This is a genomic window from Flavobacterium franklandianum (assembly GCF_007097365.1).
Lineage (GTDB): Bacteria > Bacteroidota > Bacteroidia > Flavobacteriales > Flavobacteriaceae > Flavobacterium > Flavobacterium franklandianum.
Window position 1 is genome coordinate 25,328 of record NZ_VJZR01000001.1, and the last position, 17,593, is coordinate 42,920.

At 34.7% G+C, this 17,593-nt stretch carries 17 protein-coding genes; 10 read left to right on the forward strand and 7 right to left on the reverse strand.

Annotated elements, in window-relative coordinates; all coding sequences use genetic code 11:
- Positions 1–61: 61 nt before the first annotated feature.
- The 5 genes from FNW17_RS00120 to FNW17_RS16205 all read right to left on the reverse strand — a co-directional run bounded on the left by FNW17_RS00120 (position 62) and on the right by FNW17_RS16205 (position 4,760).
- The gene (locus FNW17_RS00120) at positions 62–1,840 is read right to left on the reverse strand and encodes a tetratricopeptide repeat protein (protein ID WP_144070593.1); all 1,779 of its coding nucleotides are present in this window, start codon (positions 1,838–1,840) and stop codon (positions 62–64) included.
- 187 nt (positions 1,841–2,027) lie between these two features.
- Positions 2,028–3,299, reverse strand: coding sequence for a serine--tRNA ligase (gene serS / locus FNW17_RS00125; protein WP_143389110.1), 1,272 nt, complete (start codon positions 3,297–3,299; stop codon positions 2,028–2,030).
- 269 nt (positions 3,300–3,568) lie between these two features.
- Positions 3,569–4,108 carry a DMP19 family protein gene (locus tag FNW17_RS00130; protein ID WP_143389109.1) on the reverse strand — a complete coding sequence of 180 codons (540 nt, stop codon included), beginning with the start codon at positions 4,106–4,108 and terminating at the stop codon, positions 3,569–3,571.
- 135 nt (positions 4,109–4,243) lie between these two features.
- Entirely contained in the window at positions 4,244–4,471 is a 228-nt protein-coding gene (locus FNW17_RS00135; RefSeq protein ID WP_143389108.1) for a CDGSH iron-sulfur domain-containing protein, read from the reverse strand.
- 118 nt (positions 4,472–4,589) lie between these two features.
- Positions 4,590–4,760, reverse strand: coding sequence for a hypothetical protein (locus FNW17_RS16205; protein WP_185964749.1), 171 nt, complete (start codon positions 4,758–4,760; stop codon positions 4,590–4,592).
- A gap of 347 nt (positions 4,761–5,107) precedes the next feature.
- Between FNW17_RS16205 and FNW17_RS00140 the strand changes: the two genes are divergently transcribed.
- Entirely contained in the window at positions 5,108–5,995 is an 888-nt protein-coding gene (locus FNW17_RS00140) for a 3-keto-disaccharide hydrolase (protein ID WP_144070594.1), read from the forward strand.
- A 233-nt stretch (positions 5,996–6,228) separates the two neighbouring features.
- On the opposite strand, the gene FNW17_RS00145 is transcribed toward FNW17_RS00140, so the two are convergent.
- Entirely contained in the window at positions 6,229–6,540 is a 312-nt protein-coding gene (locus FNW17_RS00145; protein WP_143389106.1) for a hypothetical protein, read from the reverse strand.
- Positions 6,541–6,782: 242 nt separating this feature from the next.
- Here FNW17_RS00145 and metG point away from each other — a divergent pair, with 242 nt between their 5' ends.
- The 5 genes from metG (at position 6,783) to FNW17_RS00170 (ending at position 12,478) form a co-directional block, all read left to right on the forward strand.
- Complete coding sequence (gene metG, locus FNW17_RS00150; RefSeq protein WP_143389105.1) at positions 6,783–8,855, forward strand: methionine--tRNA ligase; 2,073 nt, start codon at positions 6,783–6,785, stop codon at positions 8,853–8,855.
- 82 nt (positions 8,856–8,937) lie between these two features.
- Positions 8,938–9,624, forward strand: a complete 687-nt coding sequence (locus tag FNW17_RS00155; protein ID WP_144070595.1) for an HAD family hydrolase — start codon at positions 8,938–8,940, stop codon at positions 9,622–9,624.
- 158 nt (positions 9,625–9,782) lie between these two features.
- On the forward strand, positions 9,783–11,039 hold the full coding sequence (locus FNW17_RS00160; protein ID WP_144070596.1) for an OmpA family protein: 1,257 nt from the start codon (positions 9,783–9,785) through the stop codon (positions 11,037–11,039).
- A 133-nt stretch (positions 11,040–11,172) separates the two neighbouring features.
- The gene (locus tag FNW17_RS00165; protein ID WP_143389102.1) at positions 11,173–11,802 is read left to right on the forward strand and encodes a chloramphenicol acetyltransferase; all 630 of its coding nucleotides are present in this window, start codon (positions 11,173–11,175) and stop codon (positions 11,800–11,802) included.
- A gap of 160 nt (positions 11,803–11,962) precedes the next feature.
- Positions 11,963–12,478 carry a ferritin gene (locus FNW17_RS00170; RefSeq protein WP_143389101.1) on the forward strand — a complete coding sequence of 172 codons (516 nt, stop codon included), beginning with the start codon at positions 11,963–11,965 and terminating at the stop codon, positions 12,476–12,478.
- Between the two features lie 370 nt (positions 12,479–12,848).
- Here the strand turns inward: FNW17_RS00170 and FNW17_RS00175 are convergent, their stop codons facing one another.
- Positions 12,849–13,181, reverse strand: coding sequence for a single-stranded DNA-binding protein (locus FNW17_RS00175; RefSeq protein WP_126563066.1), 333 nt, complete (start codon positions 13,179–13,181; stop codon positions 12,849–12,851).
- A 232-nt stretch (positions 13,182–13,413) separates the two neighbouring features.
- Between FNW17_RS00175 and FNW17_RS00180 the strand changes: the two genes are divergently transcribed.
- The 4 genes from FNW17_RS00180 (at position 13,414) to FNW17_RS00195 (ending at position 17,591) form a co-directional block, all read left to right on the forward strand.
- Entirely contained in the window at positions 13,414–14,718 is a 1,305-nt protein-coding gene (locus FNW17_RS00180) for a TIGR00341 family protein (RefSeq protein ID WP_185964803.1), read from the forward strand.
- Between the two features lie 77 nt (positions 14,719–14,795).
- Positions 14,796–16,328 (forward strand): carbon-nitrogen hydrolase family protein, encoded by a 1,533-nt coding sequence (locus tag FNW17_RS00185; protein ID WP_143390499.1) that lies wholly within the window; start codon positions 14,796–14,798, stop codon positions 16,326–16,328.
- On the forward strand, positions 16,328–16,876 hold the full coding sequence (locus FNW17_RS00190) for a YfiT family bacillithiol transferase (RefSeq protein WP_143390498.1): 549 nt from the start codon (positions 16,328–16,330) through the stop codon (positions 16,874–16,876). The genes FNW17_RS00185 and FNW17_RS00190 overlap by 1 nt, the downstream gene beginning before the upstream one ends.
- Positions 16,877–17,240: 364 nt before the next feature.
- A complete protein-coding gene (locus FNW17_RS00195; RefSeq protein WP_144070597.1) occupies positions 17,241–17,591 on the forward strand; it encodes a hypothetical protein in 351 nt (116 codons plus the stop codon).
- Positions 17,592–17,593 lie beyond the last annotated feature (2 nt).

Here is a 17,593-nt window from a genome sequence, read left to right on the forward strand (position 1 = left end):
GTTTAATCGGTTAATCGTTAATTCGGTTAAACAAATAAACAGTTAACCGATTAAACATTTTTTAAAGATTCTTATCTCCCCGCAATTGTCGGTATTCCTTTCGAGCATCAACAAAATAAATACTGTCTTGATGACTGAAAATTATTTTCTCATAAAGCGGCTTTGCTTTCTCGTGATCTTGTAACTTATTGTTATAAATATCAGCAGAAAAATATAAGGCTTCGTCAATATAAATTCCATCCGCGTGGTTGTCGATAATATTTTGATATTGGCTTAAAGCCAAATTGTATTCGCCTTGTTTTTCGTAAATTTTCCCCAAACGCAATAGCGTCACGGTTACAATTTGCTGTCCTTTGAAACTTTTCAAAATTGCCTGAAACTGCGCAATCGCTTCGGGATTCCTGTTTTGATACAAAAGATAATCTCCTTTGGCAAACTGTTTCAAAGCCGTTTGCGTCGAATCGGCTACTGTATTGTCATTGATTAAAAGGAAATATTCCAAAGCATCGTTGGCAATTAATTGCGTGCTCGCCGATTTTAATTCCTTGAACTGTTTCAAAGCCCATACAAAATCCCCTTGAAAATAACTCGTTTTGGCTGCCTTCAAACTCGCTTCGTGAGCTACTTCGTCGTTCTTTAAATTCTCTTCAATTTGCGAATAATAAATCAATGCTTGATTGAATTTTTCTTCGAAAAGCAATATATCAGCCAACTCCATTTTGGCATCAGCCGCTTCATAATCGTTCAATTGCAATTCGAGCGTTTTCTTGATTATGGCTTTGGCTTCCTCTGGTTTTTTCAAATTAAAAGCCACGAAATGCGCCTGAATCAGTTGCAAAGATAAGCTAATTGGACTTATTTCATATTCCTTGAGCAAACCCTTCAATTCGGAATCAATGGCAGCAAAATCTTTTTCTTGTGCCTTATCTATTTTCATTTCCATCAAATAGGAATTGGCTTGGATAAGCAACTCCAAATCTTTGGTGTTTTCCAAAACAAACCCTAAAATTTCTTTAGCTGCTTCGGCATCGTCCTCCTCAATGGCGAGTTGCCCCAAATTGACGATACTGGAAAGCGATTCGGGATTGCGTTTGTACACTGCTTTTTCCTGGACAAAGGCTTTTCCAAACTCTTTTTGCTGGACATAATACCAACTCAAATATTCGTTCCAAAAAACATCCTGATTTTTCTGCGCTCTTGTAATCAATGCTTTTCGCAAGGTTTCGTTGAACTTTTCATCGCCTTCTTCGACCATAAAACGGGCCAATTGATTTTGGATTTGTATCGTATTTTGAGGGTTGGCAAAAGCTTCATCCAGAAAGGTAGAAATCATCATTTCAGTATTGCCCAATTGTCCATAAAGCAAGGCTATTTGATAATTGAAATTATACTTGGGTTCTAAAGTTGTTGCTGTTTGATAGGATTTCAAGGCATAAGCCAACAATACTTTTCTCTCGAAAGAATTGGCAATTCCATACACTTCGTTTGGATTTTTCTTGATTCTTTCTATTGCCTCGTCATAGTACTTTTTGGCGGAAGCCTCGTTCTTTTGCAACTGGAAATTATAACCCAATTCGACCAAAAGACTGCCTTGTTTGTATTTGTCAAGCCGCTCTTTTATCAATTTTTCCGAAGCGGCGAAGTCTTGCAATTGCTGGTAACAGTCAACGATTCTAGTGAAATACAGGTAGTTTTGTGGAGTAGTTTTTAATAATTCTTCAAAACTGATTTTTGCTTTTTCGAAATCACCTTTCTCAAAATAATACTGAGCCAATTGCTCGTTTTGCGAGAAACAAACCAATGAAAAAAACAGGGCGATATTTATAAAAAAGTATTTCATTTCAAAAAGTGTTCAGTATTCAGTATTCAGTGGTCAGTATTCAGGGGTAGTTTTTTAGTGCTTTGTTTAATTTCGAAAACAATTATCTTCCATTCACTTATTATTACTTCCAACAAACTTATCACTGTATACTGAACACTTAATTATTTATTCAAAAAACTGATCACTGACCACTGAATACTGACCACTAATTTATTATATCAAACCCGCAATAACTTCGCAAAACCTCAGGAATCACAATTCCTTCTGCTGTTTGATAATTTTCCAAAATTCCAGCCAAAACCCTTGGCAAAGCCAATGAACTTCCGTTAAGCGTGTGAGCCAATTGGTTTTTTCCATCTTTGTCTTTGAAACGCAATTTCAAACGATTCGCTTGAAAAGTCTCAAAATTAGAAACCGAACTGATTTCTAACCAACGCTCTTGCGCAGTAGAATACACTTCGAAATCATAGGTCAAAGCCGATGTGAAACTCATATCGCCACCACAAAGACGCAATATTCTATATGGTAATTTCAATTCTTGAAGAATATTTTTTACGTGTTCGACCATTCCTTCCAAAGCTTCATACGATTTATCAGGATGTTCCACTCGCACGATTTCTACTTTGTCAAATTGGTGCAAACGATTCAAACCACGAACGTGAGCACCATAAGAACCTGCTTCACGACGGAAACAAGGCGTGTAAGCTGTAGTTAAAATTGGTAATTCGTTTTCGTTCAAAATCACGTCACGAAACAAGTTCGTTACTGGAACTTCTGCTGTTGGAATCAAGTACAAATCATCGGTTTTATCGTGGTACATTTGCCCTTCTTTGTCTGGCAATTGTCCCGTTCCATAAGCCGAAGCTTCGTTGACCATATGCGGAACCTGAACTTCATTGTAACCAGCAGCGGTATTTTTATCCAAGAAATAATTGATTAAGGCACGTTGCAACTTGGCTCCTTTTCCTTTGTAAACCGGAAATCCTGCACCAGTAATTTTGTTCCCTAATTCAAAATCGATGATGTCGTATTTTTTTACCAAGTCCCAATGTGGTTGCGCTCCTTCGTGCAAAACAGGAATTGCGCCTTCTTCGAAAACATTCAAATTGTCCTCTGGCGTTTTTCCTTCTGGAACAATATCGGCGGGTAGATTGGGTAAAGTATATAGTTTTTCCAACAAATCGGCAGCCAATTGATCGGCAGTTTCGGCCAACGCTTTGCTTTTTTCTTTCAACAAAACTGTTTTTTCTTTGAGAATAGCAGCTTTTGATTTTTCGCCCGCTTTCATCAATTCGCCAATATCTTTGGATAATTTATTAGATTCAGCTAAGGTATTGTCTAATTCTACTTGTGCAGCACGACGATTTTCGTCTAGTTTTACAACTTCTTCAACAACACTTGTGGCATCCATATTTCTTTTTGCCAAAGCGGTGATTACTTTCTCCTGATTCTCTCTAATAAATGCAATTTGTAACATAGCTTGATTTTTTTAACGCTAAATTTTATAATATTTGGTAGCAAATTTAAGGAAATGTTTGATACTTATAAGACAAAGTTTTGATGAAAATCAGAATATCCAAATTGAAACGTATTCAGTTTTTTTTAAACACATAGATTCATAGAAAATTTATGACTGAAAAGAGTTTGATAGCATTTCATTTACACATAGCTATACTTAACTATGAAAAATGAAATGACTTTTTTAAGAAACTAAAAACTATGTTTCTATGTGTTTAAAAAAAAGTTTTACTCTCTTTTAATCTCGTGACCCACAAATTCTTCTAAAGTGGCGAACATTTCATCGACGGAAAGCGCTTCGAAATCGGGGTGTGATTTTAGAAAATTAGCGTTTAAAGCAACCAGATTTTCATCTATTTCGAAAAAAGTGTCGGTGTTGAGCAAGTCTCGAGTAGGATTTACGCCTTCTAATTTCCCTTTCAGGAATTTATTGAGCTTCACGCTGCTCATTAGTTTTACTTTTTTGGATTGCTGTTGGAATAACTCCAAGTGCTTTTCGGCGCCAATCAATGCCAAACCTTCTTCAATTAATTCGTTCAGTTCGGCATTCCAACCCGAAGAATGTACAAATTGAGCAAAGTTTCCCGCAACATATTGCGAATAATAATAGTCTAAATAATAACTCATCAAGGCATCTTCGTGAATGAATTCGTCATCGATTTTTTCCTCCCGCATTAAGTTGATTACCGAAATATTGGAGTGAATCACGTCTTGAAGATTTTCACTATTGAAAGCTGTTTCCGAAACTAGTATTCTACCGAATTCCATATTTTAAGTTTTAAATATTGGGCAAATTTCCGTTAAATAAAAACAGAAACGAAATTTTACAAAGGTTTTGAGGAAATAAAAAAGCCACATCGATGAAAATGTAGCTTTGAAATTGTAAGTTGGAAAACGATTTATTTATTTTGTTTTCATTGGTGGCAAATCAAATGCTTTTGAATCACATTCGAAATTATTACGATGTGAACCGTCACAAAATGGCTTGTTGGATGATAATCCACAACGACAAAGACCCAATGCGGTTCTTCCCTCTAGGCCATAAACTACACCATCTTGATCCATTATTTCAAAATCACCTTCAATTTTAATCGATCCGTTTTTATTGATTATTAGTTTTGTCTTGCTCATATTGTTTTTAGTTTTTAGAGGTCAAAGGTTGTGAAAATTATCCGTACCTACGGCACTTTTTTAATAAATCATTAAATTTTGGATGGATTAAAATCCATCCCTACAATATTTGCCGAGCCTACGGCTCTATTGGTTGGTCATTATTCTTTAGCTGATTCATTTTGGTTACTAAAGCTTTTAATCGTGCTGCTTTTTCTTTTTTTTCTTCTTGCAATTTGGAGTTTTTCCGATTTAGCAATTTGGTGTGCAAAGCCTTGTTTTTAGTGTTTTTTTCAGGTCCTTTTGGCATAATATATAATCTTGAATAATTCCCTTTGCAAATATACTGCTTTCCAATTAAAAGTAGGGCGAATTAAACTGCCTTAGGTCAGAGCCCACGTGGTATTAATAAAGTTAAACACAAAATCCACAAATTTCCACAAACAAAACTCTTGTGGAAATCTGTAAATCTGTGGCAAAAAAAGAAAAAACGAAGTTGTAGTTCGAGGAATTAAATCTATAGAGATTAAAACGCATTCATTCCAAATAAACCAAGCCTATAGCTCTACTAAATCTTATTTTCAATTATTAAGGATAAACATGCTAATGTATTTTTTTGTAGATTTGAAAAGATTATCCAAAAAACCAACTAACTAAATGAAAAAATACTTCATACTAATAGCACTTGCCGTTCTTTTTAGTTTAACTTCTGTAACTAAAAACTCAAACCCGCCTAAAGAAGAAAGCTGGATAAAATTACTAGACAACAATCTCAGCAAATGGGAAATGTATCTCAGTTACAAGCACAAGAACGGATATTCTGGAAAAATTCCGACTGATATTAATGGAAACGAAATACAACCTGTTGGCTACAATAAAAATGTAAACAATATGTTTACGGTGATTCAGGAAAACAACGAACCAGTACTTAAGGTTTCTGGAGAATATTATGGTTGTGTTTTTACCAAAGAAAATTACAAAAACTACCGATTGAAATTACAAGTCAAATTTGGAACTAAAAAATGGGAACCAAGAACAGATAAACTTATGGATGCGGGTTTACTCTATCACTCGCAAGGAAAAGCGGGAGTAGATTACTGGCGTGCTTGGATGTTGTCGCAAGAGTTCCAAATAATGGAAGGTCATTTTGGTGATTACTGGAATATTGCTAACTCAGCAATTGATATAAAATCTTATATTCCAGAAGGTACAATGAATGCTGTGGCAGATGAAAGTCAGGAATTTATTCCGTTTGGAGCAAATACTGAAAATTCAGGATTTTGTTTGCGAAAAATGAATGCTGAAACACCTAACGGCTGGACAGAAATGGAGTTGGTTTGTTATGAAGGAAAAAGTCTTCACATTGTCAACGGTAAAGTCGTGATGGTTTTGCAAAATTCCCGTTATTTTGATGGTGAAAATTTTCGACCTTTAATCGAAGGAAAAATACAATTACAAAGTGAAGCTGGTGAAGTTTACTATAAAGACATCAAAATAAAACAAATTAACAAAATGCCTACTGAATTTGAAAATTATTTCAAATAAGAATAAAACACAAATATTTATTCCTAAAAAAATTCTATCCACAAAAAAACGGAAACAACTTTAAAAGTTATTTCCGTTATATACAACATCTCACTATGATTTATAATCTATCGCTGTATAAATGAATTATCTAATATACACTGAAACAGCACCATTGGACTCTTTCAATTTTAATTCAGAAAGCGTAAGATTAACTATATCATAAGTTGTAGTTGTACCATTTAATACAGTTGTTAATTTATTGCCTTATTTGGAATAAGTACTGACTTGGTTGTTAGTACACAAGGGCTTACAAGCGAACTATAATCTCCCGATGTTAATGAATTACCAATTTTTAGATTAATAAAATCGTGGTCACAACCTCTTGTGTTTTGCGGTGGATCACTCAATGTATCTTCACCATTAATATTGGTACCTACTTTGACAATACCCCATTTCCCTATTATAGGAGCTATTGTATTTCCATCATTTTCATTACTATTACAAGATACTGTAAATAATCCGATGCTTAATGCTGAGGCAATTATTATGCTTTTCGTTTTCACGTTTTCATTATTTTAAATTAATACGGACAAAATTAACGGTACGAATCTCGTAGAATGTTACATAATCATTGGTCTTACTTACATTATTACGTTGATGAAAAGGAATAGCGAGACATCTATAATTCAGCGAAGCCAAATAACTCCTAAAAAACATAAATTCTTTTACACAAGGACGTACAAGTCGGGACTTGTCCGTATCCTATCATAAAAAATCTTATTTTTGCAGCAAATTAAACTGAATTATGTTACAGAATCCAAAAAGATATACCATTACAGCGGCATTGCCTTATACGAACGGACCGATTCACATTGGCCATTTGGCGGGTGTTTACGTGCCTTCGGATATATATTCCAGATATTTAAGATTGCAGGGAAGAGACGTTTTGTTTGTTTGCGGAAGCGACGAGCACGGCGTGGCGATTTCGATGAAAGCCAAAAAAGAAGGCATTACGCCACAGGAAGTAATCGATAAATACGATGGAATTATCCGAAAATCATTCTCGGATTTTGGAATTTCGTTTGACAATTATTCCAGAACTTCGGCCAATATTCATCACGATACGGCTTCGGAATTTTTTAAAACGCTGTATGCCAAAGGCGATTTTATCGAGGAAGTTACCGAACAATTGTATGATGCCAAAGCAGATCAATTTTTGGCAGACCGTTTTGTGGTGGGAACTTGCCCGAAATGCGGCAACGAAGAAGCCTATGGTGACCAATGCGAAAAATGTGGTTCGACCTTGAACGCCACGGATTTAATTAATCCAAAATCGACCATTACGGGAGAAACGCCTATTTTGAAATCGACGAAACACTGGTTTTTGCCTTTGGATCGTTATGAAGATTTCTTGAAAGAATGGATTCTTGTTGGACATAAAAATGACTGGAAACCCAATGTTTACGGTCAAGTAAAATCCTGGATTGATGGCGGATTAGAACCTCGTGCGGTAACACGTGACCTCGATTGGGGAATTGATGTTCCGGTTGAAGGTGCCGAAGGAAAAAAATTATATGTTTGGTTTGACGCGCCGATTGGTTATATTTCTTCTTCAAAAGAATGGGCTGCGAGAGAAGGAAAAGATTGGGAACCGTATTGGAAAGATCAGGATACGAAACTGGTTCATTTCATAGGAAAAGATAATATTGTTTTTCACTGCATCATATTTCCAGCAATGTTAAAAGCGGAAGGAAGTTATATTTTGCCAGATAATGTTCCTGCCAATGAATTCCTAAATTTAGAAGGAAACAAATTATCTACTTCTAAAAACTGGGCGGTTTGGTTGCACGAATATTTGGAAGAATTTCCGAACCAGCAAGATGTTTTGCGTTATGCGTTGACATCGAATGCGCCAGAAACTAAGGATAACGATTTTACCTGGAAAGATTTTCAGGCTAGAAACAACAACGAATTAGTTGCTATTTTTGGAAATTTCATCAATCGTGTGGTGGTGTTGACCAATAAATATTACGAAGGAATTGTTCCAAGTCCAAACGAACTTTCGGAGGTAGACGAAGCGACTTTAACCGAATTAAAAGCCTATCCAGCGGTGATTTCGAGTTCACTTGAACGTTATAGGTTTAGAGAAGCTTTGAGCGAATTGATGAATGTGGCGCGTTTAGGAAATAAATATTTGGCCGATGAAGAGCCTTGGAAAATGATAAAAACTGATCCGGCTCGTGTTCAAACCCAAATGTATGTGGCGTTGCAAATTGCGGCGGCTTTGAGTTCCCTATGCGAACCTTTCTTGCCGTTTACCGCTACGAAATTGTCCAGAATACTAAAAATTGAAGAAAAAATAGATTGGAAAACAGTTGCTGACAATTCCGATTTAATTCCTGCCGAACACCAAATTGGCGAAGCTGAATTACTTTTCGCCAAAATTGAAGACGAAGAAATCCAAAAACAAATAGATAAATTGGAAGCTACAAAAACCGCTAATTTGGATGAGATTGCTGTGTCCCTGGCAATGACAGAACCACAAAAAGAATTAATTCAGTTTGATGATTTTGCCAAAATGGATTTGCGTGTAGGAACGATTCTGGAAGCAGAGAAAATGCCAAAAGCTAACAAATTGTTGATTTTGAAAGTAGATACTGGAATTGATGTTCGCACCATTGTTTCTGGAATTGCGGAGAGTTTTAAACCTGAAGATATTATTGGAAAGCGAGTAACTGTTTTAGTGAATCTGGCTCCAAGAAACCTTCGTGGCGTGGAAAGTCAAGGAATGATTTTGATGACCAATAACGCCGAAGGGAAATTAGTTTTCGTGAATCCTGATGCGGATAATGTTGGAAATGGAGAGACTATAAATTAAGGAAAATTCGCCGCAGATTCGCCGATTATTTTAATAAAATTAAATTAAAAATCTGTGAATCTGCGGTAAAATATATTAAGAAATGAATCTAAAAGTAATTGCTTTCGACGCTGACGATACCTTATTCGTGAACGAACCCTATTTTCAGGAAACGGAACAAAAATTCTGTGGTTTGATGAGCGATTATTTGTCGCATCAAGGGATTTCTCAGGAACTTTTTAAAGTAGAAATCGACAATTTAAAAATTTACGGTTACGGAATCAAGGCGTACACGCTGTCGATGATTGAGGCAGCGATGAAGATTTCGAACAATACTATTCCTGTTGAAGTCGTTGAGAAAATCATCGAATACGGAAAAGAATTACTCGAAAAACCCATTGAATTATTAGACGGCGTTGAAGAAACTTTAGACGCTTTGCATGGAAAATACAAGCTCGTTGTGGCCACCAAAGGCGATTTATTGGATCAACGCAGAAAACTTCATAATTCAGGGTTGGGACATTATTTTCACCACATTGAGGTGATGGCTGACAAACAGGAAAAAGATTATACGGATTTGTTAAAACGTTTGGAAATTCAACCCGAAGATTTTTTTATGATTGGCAACTCGCTAAAATCCGATGTTTTACCTGTTTTGGCCATTGGCGGTTATGCTGTTCATATTCCGTTTCATACCACTTGGGCACACGAAAGAATCGATTATAGAGTGGAACACAAAAACTTCTACACTTTCGAAAAAATGATCGATGTTTTAAAAAAACTAGATTAGTGTGAATTATTTTTATTTAAAATTATGAAAAACAGCACTTTAACTATATATTTACATGTAAAAATTATAAAATTATAATAATTACTTTCATAATTAACTGTTTTTTTTTTTTTTTTGGAATTCACGATGTATTTTTGTCAAGAATTAAATTCATAATCATGAAAAAAGTACTACTTACATTAGCTTTTGCATTCGCTATAAACACTATAAGCGCGCAAACTGAACCAGCTGAAAAAGCTATTGATTTTAATCAATGGTCTGTTGAATTATCTGGTGGTTTTAATAAACCGCAACGACCTATGACATCTGGATATTACACTACGGTGGTTAGTCCTTACACTGCCGATTTAGGTATTCGTTACATGTTCAACAACAAATTTGGTTTAAAAGGAGATTTCGGATACAACAGTTTTACTGAAGAAGAAGGATCTATACCTTTTGATACAAAATATTACAGAGCAGATTTACAAGGTGTTGCCAACTTAGGAAGAATAATGAGTTTTGAAACTTGGACAAACACATTTGGTTTATTAGCCCACGCAGGTTTTGGTTTATCCTTTTTGGAAAGAAAAGAACCTACATATGTAAAAGACAGAATGGGTAACTTTATGGTAGGTGTAACAGGTCAAGTTAAATTGACAGACAGAATTGTCTTAACTGGAGATTTCACATCAATCACAAATGCAAAACAAAGTTTTGCTTTTGATGGCGCAAGTCGAAATAATATTAACGGTTTCAACGGAAGTCTTTTTACGGGAACAGTAGGGTTAACAGTTTACTTAGGTAAAAAGGCCAAACATGCTGACTGGGTTATGGACAATGATGATAGATTTACCGCAATAAATGATAGATTTACTGCAGTTGAAAACAGAATGCTTGACTCAGATAATGATGGCGTAGCAAATTATTTAGACGTAGAAGCTGATACACCTGCTGGTACAATGGTTGATACTAAAGGACGATCAATTGATAAAAACAATAACGGTGTTGCTGATAAAACAGAAACTTACGTCTCAGAAAATTATGCAAGTAAAACTGATAGCACTCAAGTTTTAAACTATAATGACCAGATTAAAAGCACGATTAACAATGGTTATATTTGTACTTATTTTGATTTTAATGTAGCTAAACCTAATAATACTTCTACTGAAGGTATTGATTTTATCTTGACTTATTTAAGGAACAATCCTAGTGCTTCAGTTGATATTATTGGTCACTCTGACGAAGTTGGAAGATCATCATATAACGACAAATTGTCTAATGCAAGAGCTACCAATGTGAAAAACATTTTGTTAAAAGCAAACATTGACCCTTCAAGATTGAATGTAATTGCTGCCGGTGAGGACACTTCAGTTGATAAAACTTCCGAAGGCGCTAGAAAATTAGTTAGAAAAGTTACTTTCATAATAAAATAAACTACTTTTTAATATCTTAAAAGCTCTAAAGGAAATTTTCTTTTAGAGCTTTTTTTTGGCTCATCCTTAAAATTCCTGCTATAAAAATTAAAAGAATTGCTGTACTTTTGAAAAAACAAATTTTATCAAAATAGTGAAAACCCTTTTAGATTTAGAAAACTGGCCTAGAAAAGAACATTTTCTGTTTTTCAAACAATTCGAAGAACCCTTTTTTGGTTTAACCGTCGAAATAGACTGTACTAAAGCCTATGCTACTGCCAAACAATTAAGAACTTCCTTTTTTGTATATTATTTGCACAAAACCATCGTTGCTGTAAACACTATTGAATCCTTTCGATATCGAATAGTAGACGATTCCATTTATATTTACGATAGTATTGACGTGTCGGCAACCATAATGCGTGAAGACCAAACTTTCGGGTTTTCATTGATTGAATATTCTCCAGATTTTGAAGTTTTTTCTGCCAATACTTTCAAGGAAATCGAAAGAATTCAAAACACATCAGGACTTTTAACTAGAGAATTTCCAAACGATAATTTAATTCACTTTTCGGCTATTCCTTGGGTCAATTTTACCTCACTTTCTCACGCTAGAAGTTATACTTTCCCGGATAGTTGTCCCAAAATTTCTTTTGGAAAAATGACAATAGGCACTGACGGAAAAAGAACCATGTCAATTTCTATTCACGCGCACCACGGATTGATGGATGGTTTTCACGTAAGTCAATTTTTGAATTGCTTTCAGGAATTGATGAATCAATAATTTGAATTCATTCACTTTTTGACAAATATGGGTTCAAAAATTTCAATCTTTCCAATAAAACAACATTCATTTCGAAGGAATCCCAAGAAGTAAAATCTTTTCTAAAAGCAATCATCTGCTTTGAATTATTTTAATTAAATTTGCTAAAAATTACATAATTATGCTATCAAAAAACATAGAAATCGCTTTAAACAAACAAATTAGAATTGAGGCTGAGTCTTCTCAAATATATCTATCAATGGCTTGCTGGGCAGAAGTTAGTGGATTGGAAGGAATCGCCAAGTTTATGTATGCACAATCAGATGAGGAACGCCAGCATATGCTAAAATTAATAAAATATGTAAACGAGCGCGGAGGTCACGCTCAAATTACCGATTTATCTGCCCCAAACACTTCTTACGAAACTTTTAAAGGAATGTTTGAAGCGCTTTACCAACACGAACTTTTTGTTTCAAATTCAATTAATGAATTAGTACACATCACTTTTGAAGAAAAAGATTATGCCACACACAATTTCCTGCAATGGTATGTTGCAGAACAAATTGAAGAAGAAGCAACTGCCAAAACCATTTTGGACAAAATCAATTTGATTGGCGATGACAAAGGGGGTCTTTATTTATTCGACAGAGATATTCAGCTAATTGCTGTAGCTGCTAGTGCTACTGCTCCAAAATAGTTTCAGTTTAGATAAAATTTATAAAGTCTTAAAGAATTATATTTTTCTTTAGGGCTTTTTTTTTAATAAAATGACATTCCTTATTTAGAATAAATAAAAATAACATATATTTGTATAGATTATAATTCTTTACAAGGTGAGCAAGAAAGAGAAGGAAAAAGAAAAAAAGAATAAAAAGAAAAAAGACAGTCCTGACAAAATCAAGAAGGCTGAAAAATGCAAGTCTAGTTGTTGTGATAAATACAAAAAAGGAGAAAAAAAAAGGTGTGATAACTGTCCAATGTTTGATTTAAAGAAAAAAGTATCCTAATTAAAAATACAAATGCCCTCCTATTGAGAGGGCATTTTTTATATAAAAATTTCAGTTAAACTATTTACCCAAAAGTAATAATTCATTCACAACTATTTCTGTGATGTATCTCTTTTCACCGTTTTTATCATCATAACTTCTGTGGGTTAATTTTCCTTCGATTCCGATTTGGAGGCCCTTGGTCACATATTTTTCGATAAGGTCGGCCGTTTTCCCCCAGGCAACGACTTTGTGCCATTCGGTTTGTTCTACTTTTTCTCCTTTGTCATTTTTGTAACTATCGTTAGTAGCGATGGTTAAATTGGCTAATTTTTTTCCTCCATCAAAAGTTTTGATTTCTGGATCATTCCCTACGTTTCCGATTAACTGTACTGTGTTTTTCATTGCATTCATGGCGTGTAAAATTTAAATTGTTTATATATAGTTTGTTGAATTGTTCGTTCAAATCAACAGGGCAAAGATGCGACAGCTCAAAAACTTTATTCGGTTGATAACTATTTACTTTCGGTTGTAACTATTTGTAACCGTTTGTAAATGGAAATTATTTAGTATATTTGATTGATTTTTAAAGAATTATTAATTTTTAGAAGACTCAAACAATTTTTAATAAAAACGATTAAAAAGAATGATTTATAAAATATTAAAATTTACCGACCTTCATTCTGGAGAAGAAGACAAACAAAAAGTTTTAGAAAATGTAAAATCTAATATCTCTTTTCGAGGTTCAAACTTATGGATATTAGCCTGCGCCATTGTAGTCGCTTCGATCGGGTTGAATGTAAATTCGACAGCCGTAATTATTGGTGCAATGCTTATTTCTCCATTGATGGGGCCAATCATTGGTGCTGGCTTTGGACTCGGAATGTATGATTCTGAATTGGTAAAAAAATCTTTAAAAAACCTTATAATAGCTACAATCGTTAGTTTAGTAGTCTCAACAACTTACTTTTATTTAAGTCCTTTTAAAGAAACCCAATCTGAATTACTGGCGAGAACATCCCCAAATATTTATGATGTTTTGATTGCTTTTTTTGGGGGACTAGTTGGAGTAATTGCCATCACAAGAGTCGAAAAAGGAAACCCAATTCCTGGAGTTGCCATCGCTACAGCATTAATGCCACCGCTATGTACTGCAGGATATGGATTGGCTATTGGAAACTTAAAATTCTTTTTAGGCGCGCTGTTTTTATACATAATCAACTGTGTTTTTATTTGTATTTCTACCTTTCTAATTGTAAAATATTTGAAATATCCAGCTGTACAACAAGTCAATGCCAAACGCCAAAAACAAATAAAATACGGAATTACAGCCTTGACATTGATAATGATGATTCCGAGTATATTTTTTGCTTACATTCTAGTTCAAGAAAAAGAAACGAATCAGAAAATCAATCTCTTTATTGAAAATGAATTTACAAACAAAGGCTATACTATCCTGTATAAAAAGATAAATCTAAAAACCAATCCTAAAAAAATTGACCTTGCTTTTTTGAGAAAAAAATTCAATGCCGAAGAAATTAAGTCGCTCAACAAGACCTTAATTTATTACCAAATTAAAAATACAAAATTGAATATCAGTCAAGACACTACCGATATTAAGAAATACATATTAGACCAAATCAATTCGGGAAAAACTAATTTGGATGCAAAAGACATTACAATCAGCCAATTGAAAAATGCAATTGCCTCCAACAAATATAATAACAAAGCACTTCTGGAGGAAATAAAAATTATTTTTCCTGAAATTGAAAACATATCGCTGTCCAATCACAGTTTTAATAAAAATAAAGACAGTGCTTCTGTTCGTCCTGTTTTGATTTACGATAGTAAAACCAATTTGACCGATGAGTCCAAACGAAAACTAAAATTGTGGTTGCAAAAAAGACTCTCTAAAGAGAAAATAGAAATCTATAAACAAGAAAATAATTAATCAAAAAGTGTCTAACTCATTTGTCCTGTATAGATTTTGCAAACAAAGAGTTTTGTCAAGCCAAGTATCAAAAAGTTATGCAAACTAAAATAAAGAAAGTGGTATTGCGGAATCTGCAAATTGAAGACTACAAGGAGCTGAAGAAATCAATGAAAATGGCTTATCCCGAGTTTGAAAATTCCTACTGGAGAGAACAAGACATTGAAATTTTACTAAAGTTGTTTCCCGATGGACAAATAGTGGTTATGGCAGACGGAAAAGTGGTTGGTGCTGCTTTATCTTTAATTCTAGATGAAAATTTGGTCGACAAGAATCCTAATTATGCCAAAATAACTGGAAATTATACTTTTTCGACGCATAATCCAAAAGGCGAAATTCTATACGGAATCGACGTATTCATAAACCCTGATTATAGAGGTTTACGCCTCGGCAGACGATTGTATGATGCCCGAAAAGAATTGTGCGAAAAACTAAATCTAAAATCCATCGTTTTTGCTGGGAGAATTCCAAATTACAACGAACACTCCAAAAAGCTAACTCCCAAAAAATATATCGACAAAGTAAAACGAAAAGAATTGCACGATCCAGTGCTTTCCTTTCAGTTGAGTAATGATTTTCACGTGATGCGGATTATGAAAAACTATCTTGAAGGTGATGTCGATTCCAAAGAATTTGCCGTTTTATTGGAATGGAACAATATATATTATGACGAAAGTCCCGTATTGATAAACACCCCAAAAAGCACCATCCGACTCGGATTAATCCAATGGCAAATGCGTCCGTTGGCCAACTTGGAAGCGTTATTCGAACAAGCCGAATTTTTTATTGACGCCGTTTCTGGTTACAAAAGTGATTTTGCTGTTTTCCCCGAGTTGTTCATAGCCCCATTGATGGCAGATTACAATCATTTGTCCGAACCAGATGCCATCAGAGAATTAGCCAAATACGCAGACCCAATTCGCAAAAAATTTCAAGAATTTGCCATTTCTTACAACATCAACATCATTTCGGGAAGTATGCCTTATATGGAAAATGGCACTTTGTACAATGTTGGTTTTCTATGCAAAAGAGACGGAACTTCCGAAATGTATTATAAAATTCATATTACCCCAAATGAAGTCCTACATTGGGGAATGAAAGGCGGTTCGCAAATTAAAACTTTCGACACCGATTGTGGAAAAATTGGTATTATGATTTGTTACGACGTTGAATTCCCGGAACTCTCCAGACTATTGGCCGATGAAGAAATGAATATTTTATTTGTGCCATTTTTGACCGATACACAAAGTGGTTACACCAGAGTAAGACACTGCTCGCAAGCTCGAGCCATCGAAAACGAATGTTATGTCGCCATTGCTGGATGCGTTGGAAATCTTCCAAAAGTAAACAATATGGATATTCAATATGCGCAAACAGCCGTTTTCACACCATCTGATTTTGCTTTTCCAAGCACTGGAATAAAGGCAGAAACAACACCCAATACAGAAATGACGTTGATTGTCGACGTTGATTTGGATTTGTTGAAAGAGTTGCACGAACACGGAAGCGCCCGAATCCTAAAAGACCGTCGAACCGATTTATATGAAATTAAAAGAGTAAATAAAGCGTGATGAAAAACAATTTAGACCTCGAAAAACTAAAGTTTCCGACAGGAAAATGTCCGAAAATTGATGATGTGTCCGAAAATGATTTGGAAACTTGGATTGCTGTTATTGAAAATTTTCCAATCAAAATAAAAGCACTGACTTCAGTCCTTTCTGTCGAAGAATTGAATTGGATTTATCGTCCAAAAGGCTGGAGCATCAAACAAGTGGTGCATCATTGTGCCGATAGTCATATGAATAGTTTAATTCGATTCAAACTCGCTTTGACCGAAGATGTTCCCACCATAAAACCGTATGAAGAAGCTCTTTGGGCTGAACTCGCCGATGGCAATTCTAACGACATTTCGCCCTCCATTCAAATCATCGAAGGCGTTCACGCACGTTGGGTTTTAATTCTGAAAAGTCTTGGTTCAACAGCATTAAAACGACAATTTTTTCATCCAGAAAACCTTAAAATAGCCAATTTAGAGGAAACTGTTGGGGTGTATGCTTGGCATTGCAACCATCATTTGGCACATATAAAACAAGCCTTGTTGCACAAAGGTCAATTTTAAGAAATGAATCTATTGAGTTATATGAAAACATTTAAAATAAATTTCAAATCATTAATAAATTGTAACTATTTAGAATAACAATAATTTTCAATTGCCTCTAGCTTTAGCTGGAGGAGTAGGAAATGAATGTAGCATTGGCTTTAGCCAAAAACTATGCTGTTTTGGCTAAAGCCACAAAGGGCATCAACATTGCATACCACCAGCTAAAGCTGGAGTCAATTAATGTGTTGAAAATAGTATCTGCTGGATAGTTACAAGAAATTAAGGTTCATCAAGAAAAACATAAAACTTAATTTCTAAATGCCTCTTAATGGTTTAAAAAAATGTTTGCAATATTTACTATAGAATTTAAAAACAAAAAACTATGGACAAAACCTGCCTAGAATGTGGAGACAAAATTGTGGGTCGCGAAGACAAAAAGTTTTGCAGCGATGGTTGCCGCAACGCCTACAATAACAAAATAAACAAAGACAGCACCAATTTTATGCGCAACGTAAACAACAAATTGCGCAAAAATTACCGGATTCTATCAGCATTGAATGTCGACGGTAAAGGAAAAACTACCAAATCAAAACTGTTGAGTAAAGGTTATGACTTTGAGTTTTTTACAAATATTTTGGAAACTAAAACAGGAAACACCTATTTTTTTGTTTATGATCAAGGCTATCGTGTTTTAGAAGACGACTATTACATGCTTGTCAAAAAAGAACTTTAGAC

What these genes read in the sequence shown, in the direction of transcription:
- FNW17_RS00120 (WP_144070593.1), bottom strand. Translation starts at nt 1,840, where the DNA reads ATGAAATACTTTTTTATAAATATCGCCCTGTTTTTTTCATTGGTTTGT.
- serS (WP_143389110.1), bottom strand. Translation starts at nt 3,299, where the DNA reads ATGTTACAAATTGCATTTATTAGAGAGAATCAGGAGAAAGTAATCACC.
- FNW17_RS00130 (WP_143389109.1), bottom strand. Translation starts at nt 4,108, where the DNA reads ATGGAATTCGGTAGAATACTAGTTTCGGAAACAGCTTTCAATAGTGAA.
- FNW17_RS00135 (WP_143389108.1), bottom strand. Translation starts at nt 4,471, where the DNA reads ATGAGCAAGACAAAACTAATAATCAATAAAAACGGATCGATTAAAATT.
- FNW17_RS16205 (WP_185964749.1), bottom strand. Translation starts at nt 4,760, where the DNA reads ATGCCAAAAGGACCTGAAAAAAACACTAAAAACAAGGCTTTGCACACC.
- FNW17_RS00140 (WP_144070594.1), top strand. Translation starts at nt 5,108, where the DNA reads ATGAAAAAATACTTCATACTAATAGCACTTGCCGTTCTTTTTAGTTTA.
- metG (WP_143389105.1), top strand. Translation starts at nt 6,783, where the DNA reads ATGTTACAGAATCCAAAAAGATATACCATTACAGCGGCATTGCCTTAT.
- FNW17_RS00155 (WP_144070595.1), top strand. Translation starts at nt 8,938, where the DNA reads ATGAATCTAAAAGTAATTGCTTTCGACGCTGACGATACCTTATTCGTG.
- FNW17_RS00160 (WP_144070596.1), top strand. Translation starts at nt 9,783, where the DNA reads ATGAAAAAAGTACTACTTACATTAGCTTTTGCATTCGCTATAAACACT.
- FNW17_RS00170 (WP_143389101.1), top strand. Translation starts at nt 11,963, where the DNA reads ATGCTATCAAAAAACATAGAAATCGCTTTAAACAAACAAATTAGAATT.
- FNW17_RS00175 (WP_126563066.1), bottom strand. Translation starts at nt 13,181, where the DNA reads ATGAATGCAATGAAAAACACAGTACAGTTAATCGGAAACGTAGGGAAT.
- FNW17_RS00180 (WP_185964803.1), top strand. Translation starts at nt 13,414, where the DNA reads ATGATTTATAAAATATTAAAATTTACCGACCTTCATTCTGGAGAAGAA.
- FNW17_RS00185 (WP_143390499.1), top strand. Translation starts at nt 14,796, where the DNA reads ATGCAAACTAAAATAAAGAAAGTGGTATTGCGGAATCTGCAAATTGAA.
- FNW17_RS00190 (WP_143390498.1), top strand. Translation starts at nt 16,328, where the DNA reads ATGAAAAACAATTTAGACCTCGAAAAACTAAAGTTTCCGACAGGAAAA.
- FNW17_RS00195 (WP_144070597.1), top strand. Translation starts at nt 17,241, where the DNA reads ATGGACAAAACCTGCCTAGAATGTGGAGACAAAATTGTGGGTCGCGAA.